At 56.0% G+C, this 14,249-nt stretch carries 12 protein-coding genes; all 12 read right to left on the minus strand.

The features are described from left to right. Positions 1-322: 322 nt before the first annotated feature. The gene (gene cysQ, locus NKH21_RS29290; protein WP_352869386.1) at positions 323-1,111 is read right to left on the minus strand and encodes a 3'(2'),5'-bisphosphate nucleotidase CysQ; all 789 of its coding nucleotides are present in this window, start codon (positions 1,109-1,111) and stop codon (positions 323-325) included. Positions 1,112-1,121: 10 nt separating this feature from the next. Continuing rightward, positions 1,122-3,059, minus strand: a complete 1,938-nt coding sequence (cysN, locus tag NKH21_RS29295; protein WP_352869307.1) for a sulfate adenylyltransferase subunit CysN — start codon at positions 3,057-3,059, stop codon at positions 1,122-1,124. 2 nt (positions 3,060-3,061) lie between these two features. Beyond that, positions 3,062-3,967 (minus strand): sulfate adenylyltransferase subunit CysD, encoded by a 906-nt coding sequence (cysD, locus tag NKH21_RS29300; RefSeq protein ID WP_352869310.1) that lies wholly within the window; start codon positions 3,965-3,967, stop codon positions 3,062-3,064. A gap of 341 nt (positions 3,968-4,308) precedes the next feature. Next, the gene (locus tag NKH21_RS29305; RefSeq protein ID WP_352869313.1) at positions 4,309-5,625 is read right to left on the minus strand and encodes an O-antigen ligase family protein; all 1,317 of its coding nucleotides are present in this window, start codon (positions 5,623-5,625) and stop codon (positions 4,309-4,311) included. Further along, entirely contained in the window at positions 5,622-6,803 is a 1,182-nt protein-coding gene (locus tag NKH21_RS29310) for a tetratricopeptide repeat protein (protein WP_352869316.1), read from the minus strand. The genes NKH21_RS29305 and NKH21_RS29310 overlap by 4 nt, the downstream gene beginning before the upstream one ends. Further along, positions 6,769-9,153, minus strand: coding sequence for a GumC family protein (locus NKH21_RS29315; RefSeq protein ID WP_352869319.1), 2,385 nt, complete (start codon positions 9,151-9,153; stop codon positions 6,769-6,771). The genes NKH21_RS29310 and NKH21_RS29315 overlap by 35 nt, the downstream gene beginning before the upstream one ends. Before the next feature lie 44 nt (positions 9,154-9,197). After that, the gene (locus NKH21_RS29320) at positions 9,198-9,986 is read right to left on the minus strand and encodes a polysaccharide biosynthesis/export family protein (RefSeq protein ID WP_352869322.1); all 789 of its coding nucleotides are present in this window, start codon (positions 9,984-9,986) and stop codon (positions 9,198-9,200) included. Beyond that, positions 9,986-10,795, minus strand: a complete 810-nt coding sequence (locus NKH21_RS29325; RefSeq protein ID WP_352869325.1) for a tyrosine-protein phosphatase — start codon at positions 10,793-10,795, stop codon at positions 9,986-9,988. Before NKH21_RS29325 ends, NKH21_RS29320 begins: the two co-directional genes overlap by 1 nt. A gap of 524 nt (positions 10,796-11,319) precedes the next feature. Beyond that, positions 11,320-11,811 (minus strand): hypothetical protein, encoded by a 492-nt coding sequence (locus tag NKH21_RS29330; protein ID WP_352869328.1) that lies wholly within the window; start codon positions 11,809-11,811, stop codon positions 11,320-11,322. A gap of 230 nt (positions 11,812-12,041) precedes the next feature. Beyond that, a complete protein-coding gene (locus tag NKH21_RS29335; RefSeq protein WP_352869331.1) occupies positions 12,042-12,512 on the minus strand; it encodes a hypothetical protein in 471 nt (156 codons plus the stop codon). Between the two features lie 71 nt (positions 12,513-12,583). Beyond that, positions 12,584-13,204, minus strand: coding sequence for a class I SAM-dependent methyltransferase (locus NKH21_RS29340; RefSeq protein WP_352869334.1), 621 nt, complete (start codon positions 13,202-13,204; stop codon positions 12,584-12,586). 57 nt (positions 13,205-13,261) lie between these two features. Next, positions 13,262-14,191 (minus strand): glycosyltransferase family 2 protein, encoded by a 930-nt coding sequence (locus NKH21_RS29345; protein WP_352869336.1) that lies wholly within the window; start codon positions 14,189-14,191, stop codon positions 13,262-13,264. Positions 14,192-14,249: the final 58 nt, after the last annotated feature.

Raw genomic sequence — 14,249 nt, forward strand, 5'->3', positions numbered from 1 at the left:
CAAGCCGATCTCCGATCCCAATACAGAATCGGCAACCTCACAGATCGCGACCACTCCCGAAAGGTGGTCCCACAACAGCGCTTACTCATCACTCGATCGTATAGCCGTTCAAGTGTATCGGTTTATAGCAATTTGGATACACCGAGTGAATGCCACCCAGCATCAAGCGGCCACGACGCGAATCGGCCGTGCCACGCGCAACTGCAGGCTGGATGAGGATCGTATCTTATGTTTTACAGACCTCGAGCATTATCTGAGGTCGCTGCCATAAGACGCTGGTACCCGCACTTTTCGTACGGGTTTGGAACTGCGCAATCATCGTCTAGCCAGATTTAGCAGCCTTGCCGCTTGCGATGAAATGCGGGTTGGCGAAATCCTCATCGTCGCTCTGGTTGCGCTTGCCGTAGGCTAGCGGCTGACCATCCAGCGTGCGCGTCATGCCGCCGGCGGCGCGTAGCACCGCGTCCCCCGCGGCAGTGTCCCATTCCATGGTGCGGCCGAAGCGTGGGTAGACGTCCGCCTCGGCGCCGGCGACGAGGCAGAATTTCAGCGACGAGCCGACCGAAACGATCTCGGCAGCGCCAAGCGCGCGGATATAGGCGTCGGTTTCCGGCGTGTTGTGGGAGCGGCTGGCAACGACGGTCAGCGGCACCGTACCGGCCCTTGCCGAAATCGGCTGGCGATCGACGATTTCATAGTCGTCATTGATCTCGATCGTTTCCGCTTTGCCCGGCCGGCCGGAAAAGAAGCGGCCGGTGCAAGGCGCGAAGACGACGCCGATCTCCGGCACGCCGTGACGGACCAGCGCGATATTGACAGTAAAATCGGTCCTGCGGTTGACGAACTCCTTGGTACCGTCCAGCGGATCGATGAGGAAGAAGGCCTCACCGAGATCCGGTGCCATGATGCCGGCCGAAGCTTCTTCCTCGGCCACACACGGAATCTCGGGAAATGCGGCACGCAGCCCGGCAAGGATGATCTTCTCGCTCTCGCGATCCGCCTCCGTCACTGGCGAGCTGTCCAACTTGCTGTCGACCGCACAGCCGGCACGAAAGACGCGCATCACCTCGCGCCCTGCCGCCAAGGCAAGGTGTTCGAAGACGGCGAGCATCGCTTCGTCGTCAGATACCGCCGCCGCTTTCATATTGGTCTTCGGCAATGTCCCGCTCGTTCAGCCAGTGTTCCAGGGCGTCCACCATCTCCTCGGCCGATCTGCCGAGTGTCTTGAGATGGATTTCGGGCTTTTCCGGCACCTCGTACGGTGAATCGACGCCGGTGAAATTCTTGATCTCACCGTTCAACGCCCGCGCATAAAGGCCCTTCGGATCACGCCTGGCGCATTCCTCGAAGGGGGTGTCGACAAACACCTCGATGAATTCGCCGTCGGCCATCAGTTCGCGCGCCATGCGCCGCTCGGCACTGAACGGCGAAATGAACGACACGATGACGATCAGCCCGGCGTCGGCCATCAGGCGCGCCACTTCGGCGACGCGGCGAATGTTTTCGACACGATCGGCGTCGGTGAAGCCGAGATCGCGGTTGAGGCCGTGTCGGACGTTGTCGCCATCCAGAATGTAGGTATGACGGCCGGTGGCGAACAGTTTCTTTTCGAACAGATTGGCGATGGTAGACTTACCCGAGCCCGAAAGCCCGGTGAACCAGAACACGGCCGGCCGCTGGTTCTTCATATCGGCACGCGCGCGCTTGCCGACATCGAGCGACTGCCAGTGGATGTTTTCGGCGCGGCGCAGCGAATGCAGGATCATGCCGGCGCCGACGGTGGCATTGGTGATGCGGTCGATCAGGATGAAGGCGCCGGTGGTGCGGTTTTCGGCAAACGGATCGAACGCGATCGGCGAGCGCGTCGAGATATTGCAGATGCCGACTTCGTTCATTTCAAGCGACTTGGCCGCCTCATGGGCGAAATCGTTGACGTTGACGCGGTATTTCAGGTCGGTGACTGTGGCGCTGGTCTGGTCGGTTTCGGTGCGCAGGATGTAGGAGCGGCCGGGCAGCAGCGCATGTTCGTCGAACCAGACGATGTTGGCGGCGAACTGGTCGGCGACCTGTGGCCGCGCTGCCGGCGATACCAGCATATTGCCGCGCGAGACCTCGATCTCGTCGTCGAGGACAAGGGTGATGGCCTGGCCGGCAATAGCCTGCTGAAGATCACCGCCATGCGAGACGATGCGCCTGACACGGGAGGGCTTGCCGGATTTCGCGACGACCACCTCGTCGCCCGGCGCAACCGAGCCGGAGGCGATGGTGCCGGCGAAACCGCGAAAATCGAGGTTGGGACGGTTCACATATTGTACGGGAAACCGGAACGGCAATTCGACCGCGGCCTCGTCGACCGAGACGGTTTCAAGATGTTCAATGAGCGTGGGGCCGGAGTACCAGTGGGTCCTGTCGGAACGGCCGGTAACGTTGTCGCCATAGCGGGCCGACATCGGGATGGGCACGATCGTCTGGAAACCGAGCTCACGTGAGAACTGGCCGTAATCCGCCACGATCCGGTTAAAGACCGCCTCGTCGAAGCCGACAAGATCGATCTTGTTGACGGCGAGCACAATGTGGCGGATGCCAAGCAGCGAAGCAATGATCGAATGCCGCCTGGTCTGCCGCAGTACGCCCTGGCGGGCGTCGATCAGCACGATGGCGAGATCCGCCGTTGATGCACCTGTCGCCATGTTACGCGTGTATTGTTCGTGGCCAGGCGTGTCGGCGACGATGAACTTGCGCTTTGGCGTGGCGAAGAAGCGATAGGCGACGTCGATGGTAATGCCTTGCTCGCGCTCGGCCTCGAGGCCGTCGACCAGCAGCGCGAAATCGACATCGTCGCCGGTGGTGCCGTGCTTGCGCGAATCGCGCTCGAGCGTGGCCAGCTGGTCCTCGAAAATCTGCTTGGTGTCGGAAAGCAGGCGCCCGATGAGCGTCGACTTGCCGTCGTCGACCGAGCCGCAGGTCAGGAAGCGCAGCAGCGACTTTCGTTCCTGTGCCGCCAGATAGTCGCGGACGCCGTCGGTCGGGGCGAGGCTCTTGGCCATGATGTGGCGCATACTCAGAAATACCCCTCGCGCTTCTTCTTTTCCATCGAGCCGGCTTCGTCGCGGTCGATCAGGCGACCTTGCCGCTCGGAAGTGCGCGCCGTGAGCATTTCGCCGACTATCGCCTCCAGAGTGTCGGCTTCCGAATCGATCGCGCCCGTCAGCGGATAGCAGCCGAGCGTGCGGAACCGAACCATCCGGTTCTCCACTGTTTCGCCGGGCCGCAGTTGCATGCGCTCGTCATCCCTCAGGATAAGCATGCCATCGCGCTCGACGACCGGCCGCTCCTTGGCCAGATACAGCGGCACGATCGGGATGTCTTCCTGGAGAATGTACTGCCAGATGTCGAGCTCGGTCCAGTTCGACAACGGGAACACCCTGATCGATTCACCGGCAGCGATGCGGGTGTTGAAAATCTTCCACATCTCTGGGCGCTGGTTCTTCGGATCCCAGACATGCTGGGCGTTGCGGAACGAGAAGATGCGTTCCTTGGCCCGCGACTTCTCCTCGTCACGACGGGCGCCGCCGAAGGCTGCGTCAAACCCGTATTTGTCGAGCGCCTGCCGCAGCGCAACCGTCTTCATCACATGCGTATGGGTGTTGGACCCGTGGTCGAACGGATTGATGTTGTCACGCACGCCGTCTTCGTTGACATGGACCAGGAGGTCGAAACCGAGCTTTTGCTGCATCTGGTCGCGAAAGGCGATCATCTCGCGGAATTTCCAGGTCGTGTCGACATGGAGAAAGGGAAAGGGCGGCTTGGCCGGATAGAATGCCTTCATCGCCAAGTGCATGAGCACGGACGAATCCTTACCGACCGAATAGAGCATCACCGGCTTGGTGAAAGCGGCGGCCACCTCGCGAAAGATATGGATGGATTCGGCCTCAAGCCGCTGAAGGTGTGTAAGTGCGATATTCATGGACTGCGAGCGTTCTTTCGTACCGATCCACGGAAGGGCCTGCATCGGAGGCGACCTTCAGCCGCCCGATTCAAACTGCACTTCCGGACAATCTATTCTCGTGCGGGCGTTCTAGCAGATCGTTCCAGTCCAGAACAATGCAAGACAGGCTTGCGGCCGAATGGTTCGGGAATGAATTTTCCGTATGGCCAGCAAAATCGGGAAATTTCTGCTCAGCGAGCGATTGTACTTGGTAGGGGCAGCAAAATGTTGCCTGAGCCTCGGAACCCGAGAGTCAGGAGCCGGCTCGCCTCACAGCGATCCGCCATGTCCTGGCGACACTAGCCGTGGCGACGAGGTCGCTAGGACGAAGTTCCGATGGGAACAAAAAGCTTGTCACCGTTGTGATCGATCTCGATCACCTCACTCTTGCGGCTCAAGCGTTCCGCAAATCCTTTGTGGAAAATGATGGCGTTCATATAGGCAAAGGTCATCGCCAGCGCCCCGGTTCGTAGCGGATAATCGACCAGCGAATGAATGAGAAGAAAAGACACCGAGAGGAATGCCGCCTTCTGAAGGGGGTCACGGCGGACCCTGGCCAGCGCAGCGAATAGCAGTGCAAGATAACCTGCCATCAGCAGGATAGCCGGAACTCCTCCTTCGAAAGCTATTTCAAGATAGTCATTATGGGCATGATTGACGTATTGCTTGAAAATCATGCCCTCCCTTTCATAAATTTGGTAGGCGTTTTGAAAATTCCCAAATCCGACACCTGTCGCCCAATTGTCCTTGATCCCCTCGATGGTGGTTCGGGCGAATTCTCCGCGCCCGAACGCCGGATCAATTGCCTCGACGTCGATCTTCGTCCACGCGCCTATCGTGTAGATCGAAAGCCCAACAAAAATCAGCAGAACGCTGAACCCGCTCGCCCTTGAACGAGCTGAGAGAAAGATCACAGACAATACGGTGATCGCCAACCCGATCAGAACACCGGCACGCGAACCAGCTGCCAAAAGCAGCAGCAAAAGTGTGACCAATCCGAGCGACCCCGACAAAAGCCGCCCGCGGAAGAGACCATGATAAACGACGAAGGGAATCGAGACGAAGAGCAAAGCCGCAAAATGATTCCGGTTCGCAAAAAGCCCGGCATTAATCGTGAAAGGCAACAATCCCTTAATAGCGACGTCGTCTGAGAGGGAATACTGAATCGCTCCCGCCAATCCATTGCAGATCACGCCCATGAAGAAGAACGGAAGAAGCGCGCTGACCTGCTCCGCACGCAAACGCAATACGGCCAAAAAAAACGCTGCAGCGGCCAGAAGATAAAGCAGGCATTCGACCGTGCGGCCGACACCAACGCTGACGAAGCGAAATCGGCTTTCTTCAACCCAGGGATTTCCGAGCAGCAACTCCGGCCGCAATCCGTTGAATATGGCCGCCGGCAGCGGAACGATTTGCAAAACGATCAACGCCACGGCGAAGACCAGCAGCCACAGAACAGGCCGGGGGATTCTCTGGCCGGAGGTTTGCGAAAGGACGGCCGCCGCCGAAACAATTGCCGCAACCTCAATCAAAGTGTCTGTGTAAAGGCCGCTCGCGGTACCACCGCCGATCAGCAGCGACACAAACAAGACCGTGCCAAGAAGATATTTGTCCCATTCCGACGGCCGGTCGTTCAAGATGGAAGTCTCTCAACGCTCAATTTGTGCATTACCAAGGTGCCGACATATCGAAATCGCCAGCTTTCGGCAATGGCGGCGGTCTGCAGCATCAGTAGTTGCATGGGGCAGCCAGTCGGTACAACCGAGAAATCCTGGCTCAGCTTTTGTCGGTCATACGTGCCCTCGGGGATGTTGAACTTTGCTATTTCGCCGGTCGGCCCTAAGCATTTGATAGACCAGAACAATTCTTTTGGAAGCTTCAGATTTCGTGCAGAGGCAATGAGGGAAATCTTGTACGAGCCTGGGGGCAGTTGAATATATTGCTGAAGGGCAGTGTTCTTGACCGGAGTGTTCAAGAACCGGACCGTTGCCCCACCCTCGCCCTCTACAGTACCCTGGGATGTAGCAAATGTAACTTCCAAGCCCGATTGACCGGGGACCTGCCAATCGAAGGGCTTGCCGCTGGGGACCGGCTCGAACGTGCTGTTAAAAATGTATCCGCCTAATTTCCGCTCCTGCTCAGACAGCGTGAAAAGAAACAGCCTATAGGCCGGTCCATATTGCTTCTGACGAATATAGCCGCTGATCGCGGCTGTGAGTTCACTCGAATTCGGAGGTACGCTTGATCCGGTCAAATCGAGCAGCAGCCGATTTGCGAAATTGATCTGCTCAGGAGTCTTGATAAGAGCGTAGATCAGACTGGCTCTCCAGGGCGCCTGCGCCCTGATGGCCGTCAGGACGGCTTCATACCCATCTGGATTCGAGAGAATTGGCGGCATGACTTCGGCGATCGCCGGAAATTGGTCCGGCCATCGCCGCAGCAAGACGTCGATCTCGCCAACGGCCTTCGGCAAATCACCTGCTTCGATGTTGCGGCCAATGGACCTCTGCAGCGCATGGATCTCTGTCTTAGACAATTTTCGGGCTTGATCGAAGAGCTGGTAGGCCTCGTCTTTTTCGCCTTGCCGGTATTTGATTTCACCAATCAGGCTATAGAGACGTGCATCCGCCAGATCGAAGGCGAGCGCGCCTCTGGCCTTGGCAAGCAGGGCATCAAGGTCGGGAGAATTGTTCGGATCGTTCAACTCGAGGGTAATTTCAGCGACTAACGCATCAACGTTGAACGGATCGAGCGCAAAAGAGACAGTTGGTGTTTCGGTTTCAAGAAATCGACTTAGCCCGATCGAGAAAGCCACCAACACTAGAACGGATGCGACGAACCAAACGCTTGAACGCCGGAGATTTTGCATAAGCGGGCTTGCTTGCTCCATCATCGACTTTGCCCTCAATCTTCGGAGTACTCATGTCCGTGCCGTAGTTGTAGTACTGATAGTTCATGTATTTGTAGGCATAATTGTAATCAAACTTGTTCACCGCAAACTTGGACATAGCAGCGCCAACCACATTCGCGCCAGCAGCTCGCAGGCGCTTCAACGCGGCCTTGGCCGACTTGCGCGTCACCTGATTTGTAGAGATGACCATCAATGTGCCCTCAGCGAGCCGGCTGAGAATAGGAGCATCAGAAAGGCCGACAATCGGCGGCGCATCGATAATGACAAGATCGAAGCGCTTGCCGAGATTGGTTACTATCAGAGCCATCTTCGGAGAGGAGAGCAGATCCGCAGGATTTGGAGGGATTGTTCCGGAAGTTAGAACGGTCACGTTGGGATATTTCGTCGCCCTGAAGATGCTCGCCAGATCCTCCTTGCGCACGGTGTTTGTCAGCAGATTGCTTAGCCCGATCGTATTGTCGAGACCAAACAGGCGATGAAGGTTCGGTTTACGGAGATCGCCGTCGACAATGAGAACCCTTGCGCCGAGTGCTGCAAAATCCTGTCCGAGTTTAAACGATGTGGTCGACTTGCCTTCCGACGGCTCCGAACTCGTGACGACCAGCGATCGTGGGGCGCCTTCCGCACCGGAAAACTGCAGCGATGTTCGAAGCGAACGATAGGCCTCCGACAGGCCGGACTTCTGATCGGCAATACTGGCCATGAATTCCCGGTCATCGACGAGGGGCAAGATGCCGAGCATTGCCAAGCCGAGCTCCTTTTCAACCTGCTCTGGATTGGTGAAGGTGTTGTTCAGCAGTTCGATAACATAAATGACAGACGCGCTCAGAGCCATGAAAAGGGCCAGCGCGATCGCAAGATTGATGCTCAAGCGTGGGGAATATGGCCGATCTGGCACTGACGCGAAATCGACGATTGCGGCACTTTGTGTCTTGAGCTCCGAGCTAACACCAACCTCGTTGAGCTTGGCGATAAGACCATCATATTGCGACCGGTTTGAATCGACCTCACGCTTAAGGATTGTGTATTTGATGTTCTTGTCGTTGAAGATTACCTGCTGCTTTTCCATCTCAGCAAGCTTGGCTTTGAGATCGGCCTCCTTGTTCTGCGCCTCCTGATATTTCAGCCGCAACGAATCGGTTATAGCAAGTACGCCGTTGTTATAGAGCCGCTGCAACTCCTTGATCTGCGACTGAAGCTGCTGCATTTCGGGAAAACCGGGCTTGAGAATGCCGAGCTTCTGCTGGTACTGGCTGGTCAAATCCGCCAGTTTTTCACTGAGCTTCTGCAGACCTTCGCTTTCCAGGACGGGGGCCAGACTCGAACCGCGGCCTTTGTCTATTTGATCTACCACCCGTCCCGCATCAAGGCGGTCCTGGATGGCTGTCGCAAGCGCCGTGTTCAGGGCCTCGATATTTGAGCCTATCAGTGATTTGTCGTCGCCAGTAATTGTGATACCGGCATCCTTTGCGTATGCGACCAGCTCCTCTTCCGATTTCTGAAGCTTTTGCTTTACTTGCAAAACCTGTTCCTGGATGAATTGCCGCGCTAAGTCGGAAGTTTCGCTGGTCTGATCAAGACGCTGATCGATGAAGCTTTGAGCAACCTGATTGGCTACATCACTTGCATATTTTGGTTTTTGATCAACGAACGTGATCGACAGCAGGCTTGTGTTCGTAACAAGATTGACCGCGAGATCGTTAAGAATGCGCTTGATCGCAATCTCCTCGCGCTCCTCCGGGGTCTTGTCCTCCAGCGAAGGCGATTTGGAAATACCAAACGCGCGATAGAAAATATTGCTGGGGGAAAAGGCCGGCGTGGGAAACAGGAAATCCGGCTTTTCGCTGAGACCCAATTGAAACACAACACGCTGCGCCAATGCGCGGCTTTTGAGTTTTTCACGCGCGGTCAGGAAGGCACGCACGTCGGCATTTTCAGAAACCACCTCGATGTCCTGGAAGACCTTGGCCGAGGGGACAAGCACCTCCAGTTGCGTCGTTGCCTGGTATTTTGGCGTCTGCATCATCGTGATGATGACACCGGCAACAAGCCCCGCTGCCGCCATAATGACGAAGAGCCATCGATATTGGACGACGTAGAAGAAGAGCTTGAGCGGATTGAACCCCTGTTCCTGCTCCGAATAGTCGCGGCCGTAGGGGCTGTAGTTTTGCCCACCGTCATAATAGAGATCGGCGGACAGGGCTTGGCCATGTCCTGGACCTGCAATTTGATGCTGCCTGTTGCGATCGAGCATGGTGAGAGTTGATCCTATTCGACTGCGTCAGACCGGGCTGCGAACTATATCCCCGGAATCACGGCTATTCGGGCGGCACTGGAGGCTATGCCGAGCGCATCCTTGAGATTATTCATTGCTATCTTCGACTTCGAGGCAAAGACGACAACCTTGTCACCGCCGTAGATCCGTGGATTGCGGGCCTTGCCAGCACGAATTGCCTCCACGTTGTAATTTGCGACCAAGGTGTTCTGGCCGATATTGCGATAGACGAAGACCTTGCTTGCATCCCCGACCGGGCTGAAATTTCCCGCCAGAGCGATTGCGTCCAGAAGGGAGGAATTGCTCGTTACCGGAAAAATACCGGCCCTGTTGACTTCGCCATCGACGGTTATGCGCTGCCCGATTGATTCCTTGACGAAAATCGTCACGTCGGGTGACTGCAGGTAGTTGGCGCCGTAGGCCGTCTCGATCTCTTGCTCCAGCTGCCGAACAGTTTTTCCTGCCGCGGTAATGGTTCCGATAAGCGGAAGCGATATCTGCCCGCTGGAGTCGACTTGAACTGTTCGGCTCAAATTGTCGACCTGGAATACGTTCACTTCAAGCACATCGTTCGGAGACAAAGGCTGCTCGCTGCCGTTCTGGGTGTTCTGCGGCGGAGGCAGGTCCTTCACTACCTTCAGCGCGCCGCCGCCCGAAAGTGGAGTAGATGACGACGTCAGTTGCAGCGCATCGACCGCACCCGAGGAAGTAGGTGTCGTCGACGAGGTGCTGGTGCATGCCGACATTGCAAACGAAGCTAGCAAGACGAGTGCCGTGCCTATGTGGTTTTTTGCCAAATGAAAAATACCCATCACGCTGTCCCGCCCTTGAATAGGCGGCCCAATCCACCAAAACGGCCAGCATTACCGGCGGCTGGGTTTCTCGGACGTGCTTTTCCGATCGGCTCAATGGGCCGGTTCGCCAATATTTCGCCTGGACGTTTCAACACCATGTTGCGGGCCTCGTCATCCCCACATCGCTTGGCAGCAGCAGCAACCGCCTTGGAAAGCCCAGGACGGCGGCGCGTTGCGCTATGAGTGTCCGATGCGATGATATCCACCCTGCCCTCGTCAATCAGCTTTTCCGAATAATAGAGCGCCGTGCGTCCAAAAGCACCAATAATCGAGTCCGCGGTAATCTGGATAAGGCAGCCGACCGCATTCAACCTCTCGATAACGTCGTAATTCGTTTTGATCCAGGTCAAACGCTCAGGATGAGTAAGAATCGGAATGAAACCGGCATTTATCAGGCGTAGAGCAAGATCCTCCATTCGTGGAGGTAGAACATGATGCGGCGGTTCGAACAGAAAATAGCGGGACCTGTTTAAGGTCGGCACTCTGCCCGCCGCCAACTGGTCCGGAAGATCCGGCGCTATGTGAACATCGGCGCCGACGTAGAGAGCAAGTGGTATGGCAGCGCTACGCAGCGCCTGGTGCAACTCTTGAACCGCCCGAACGATGTTCGATGTTCCGTTTTCGTATACGCCGGGCGTCACGTGTGGCGTGCACGCCATATGGGTCGTTCCGTCGGCCACTGCCAGTCGAGCCATTTCCAGAGATTCGGCAAGACTGGGCGAGCCGTCGTCGAGGCCGGGCAAGATATGGGAATGTAGATCGATCATGGGCGTTTGTGACTGCAGGGAAGCAACGTGGCGACGTCATCCCCAAAAAGTATAAATGCGTCATCCGCAAGACAGCGAATGACGCATTTATCAAGTTCATGCGATACGATGGATGCTAGGTCCCGGCTACTGGCGGACAGAGTCGTCGTCATCATGCAGGCCGATGATCAGCGCCGCACCGGCGGCAAAAGCTACGCCTGATGTTTCGAGCGCTACACACATGCCGCCCTTCCGCAGGATTGACCTTGATCGTCCCGTTTGCCGCATCCGAAACTTGCACCAACACGCAGCAGCAACAGATTGCGATTCGACCATTTTTCCTGGACAAACCGGCACTTCGCCCCTCATCCCGGCATGTTCGCCAGCCTCAGACATCCGCATGCCGCCTTGGCTGGGACGATCCACCGATGCGGCAGTCACGACACCAGCATACACGCCAAGCTCGCTCCGTCGCCGACAACAGACACACAGCAGAAAGCGCGACGCGCCTCTGCTGCCGTTGCCTTATTTACTACGCGGTTAACTTAGTCGCTAACGGCGTGGCCGTGATCTTTGTCCGCCGTTGCAGCCAGAACACCAGCCCCAAGAGCCATGCCGCCAAAAATGAAGAGCGGCGTGTTGTTCTTGTTTGTATTAGGATTGCCGGTCTGGGCGGTCTTCTCAGAACCGAGGACATTGAGGCAGATCTTATTCTCGACACGCGAGATATCGAGCGTCGAATTCGCCGGGACGCTCACATTGCAGCCACCGACCTGAACCGAAGCCGAGCCCTTGGCGCCAACCACGACACGGCTGCCGAAATCCAACGCGCCGCCCGCTTGCGCCGGGCCATAGCCAGCCACCTGCGAGATCATCACGTCGCCGTTGACGCTGCCGAGCGATCCAATCGGATTTACGCCGTTATAGGCGGTTGCACAGGTGCACGATCCATCCTGCGCGAAAGACGACACCGGGGCGAAGCCGGCCAACACAACAACCCCGGCCAACGCACTTTTCAAAACTAGATTCATCCGCATCAATCCTTCTGTCCCACGTTACCTGAGGCCCACCCAACCGCTAAGGTACTCAAAAGCGCGTAACAGCTTTCTGCGCCAATTCCAACCCATTTCGCAAATGCGAGATAATTTTTGGTTTCGGTGTGGTTGATTGAACACACCTTTAGAATATCCTAATAATCATCTTTACAGCCGGCTAATAGCGGGCTACTGGCGGGCCGAATTCCCAATCCTTGTGACCGAGGCAGGAGCTAGGAGCCTGGCGCGCAGGACTTGTATGCTGCACCTGCCTGGGCGGGTTGCCCGCATAGAATACCAGCCTCGACGAACTTCGCCGCCAGATCCGTACCGTCGGATGCAAGGCATTGCACCACGACGGCGCCACGGAATTTGGGCGCGACATTACCGTCGCATGGAGTACCCGAGCCGACGGGCTTGCATTTCAAAGCGAGCCCTTGATACCTGCGTGCTTCAAGTGTTAACGCGGCCCGCATCGATTGAGGCCCGCTGAAGGTCACGCCGCACAGCACGATCTTGCGGGGGCCGACGCGGAAGTCGTCGAGGGAAAGTACATAGAGCTGGCCGTCGAACGGTTCGAGTATCTCGCGTGCCTTTGGAGCCGGCGGGCGAACCAGCGTTCCCATGGTCGCGATAACGACAAGGAATACCACGCCAAATACAGAGATCGCAATTGCGAGCAATCCGATCACCCTTAACGACAAAGTTCTCTCCCTAGCAGCTACTGCTACGCGTCGGACTAGCCGCAGCCATCGACCATAATTCCAGCGGACATTTAATTGGGCTTCTGCGCGATCGCAATCATGCTTTTCGCAAGCGAGGGAATGCGCCCCACTCGTTCGAAACGTACAATCTCAAGCCCGACCTCTTGGAGTAGCTTGCTAAGAGTTGGGATTGACCAAAATTTGATATGACCGCCATCCCATAATGCCCAAAAATGGGCGTCCATTCGGCCAGTTAGAGCCAGAGCCAAATTCTTGAGATATCCGTGATACGGTGTAGAAATGATCGCGACACCACCTGGATTGAGCAGATCGCACACATTCCTAGCAAATGCTCTCGGATCATAAAGGTGCTCGACAACTTCAAGGCTGAGGACCATGTCGAATGTGCCATAGCGGGCTCGCAGGTCGTCGTATGCAGAACCGCTCTCAATCCTAATGTCTGGATAGGCCTTATTGGCGATCGCCACAGCGGATTTTGATGGATCAATTCCCGTTACCACGCACCGGTCGCTAAGATGCTTAGCAACACTTCCGTTTCCGCATCCTAAATCAAAAACGGTAGAGGGAGAAAATTCCGCCACGATTTTGTCAACAGCCGGCAATAATATGTTGTGAGAATCATTTGTCTCGTGGGAGACATAGAGATATTCTGCATTTTTTTCTTCGCTCATACAACTCTCCTGGAACCGCAACCTACATTCTAACTATCGATTCAACTCAGCTATACCCTAACCATCGTCTACAGAAAATCCGGTGCGGTCCTTGATTGCACTTGGAATCGACGTATTGTTTTGCTCAGCGAGGGTTTCTATCTCAAAGACCTTGGCGTCAACCAAACCTCGATACCATAGCCCTTGCAAGAAGTGGAAATAAAACCCAGGCTTGCCGTCGAGAAATCCTAGGCGGAACAAATACCGATACATGAAGTAAGCAATTGTTCTAGCGCCGGCGGGAGTACGATAATAAATCTTCTCCTTAAGAAAACGGCGAGCACGCGCTTGCGGACTAGAACCGGACACTGGAAGTTTATCCGCTTTTAAAAATTGAAATTTTGCATTGAGCAGGTCGATGGCCTCTCTAGAGGCGTACTGATTGTGTTTCGTAGACCACCATGTTAAGGAATTTAGGTTCATATCAGAGATTATTATTTCCGATTTTTGAACATTTCCATTTACAATGACATGCTCATCCATCCAGCGCTGCTCGCAGCGCCCACGGCCATTACGCCAAAGCCGGAGTTGCCAACTGGGCTCAATTGCCCCGTGCCTCATCCGTCGGCCGAGGAAATACATTCGGCGCTGCACAAGGATGCCGTCGCAGTCGGAGCCAGCTTGCGACACAACTTGGGCTAGCTGACTTGGCGACGCTGGATCCAGGACCTCATCCGCATCAATCCTAAGAAGCCAACCGCCTTTGGCGGCAAGTGCCGAAATCCCGAAATTCAGTTGGCTCGCGTAATTCACCCACGGGTGGTGAATTACCTCTGCGCCGAGCCCTTCAGCCATTTCGACCGTTCCATCAGTAGACCCGCTGTCAATAACAGTGATGCTTTCGACCTGATCTTTGATACTCGTTATGCAGCGGGCAATATGGACGGACTCATTTAAGGTGAGAATCAGACCGTGGATTCCCGCCGTTGCCTTGTCATTGCCGATCATGCTGGGGACGCCATTAGTAGCTTGAAAAAATGCAACTGACTACCGCGAGGCTATTTGA

This window comes from Mesorhizobium sp. M1329, assembly GCF_040318035.1.
In the GTDB taxonomy this organism is placed as follows: domain Bacteria; phylum Pseudomonadota; class Alphaproteobacteria; order Rhizobiales; family Rhizobiaceae; genus Mesorhizobium.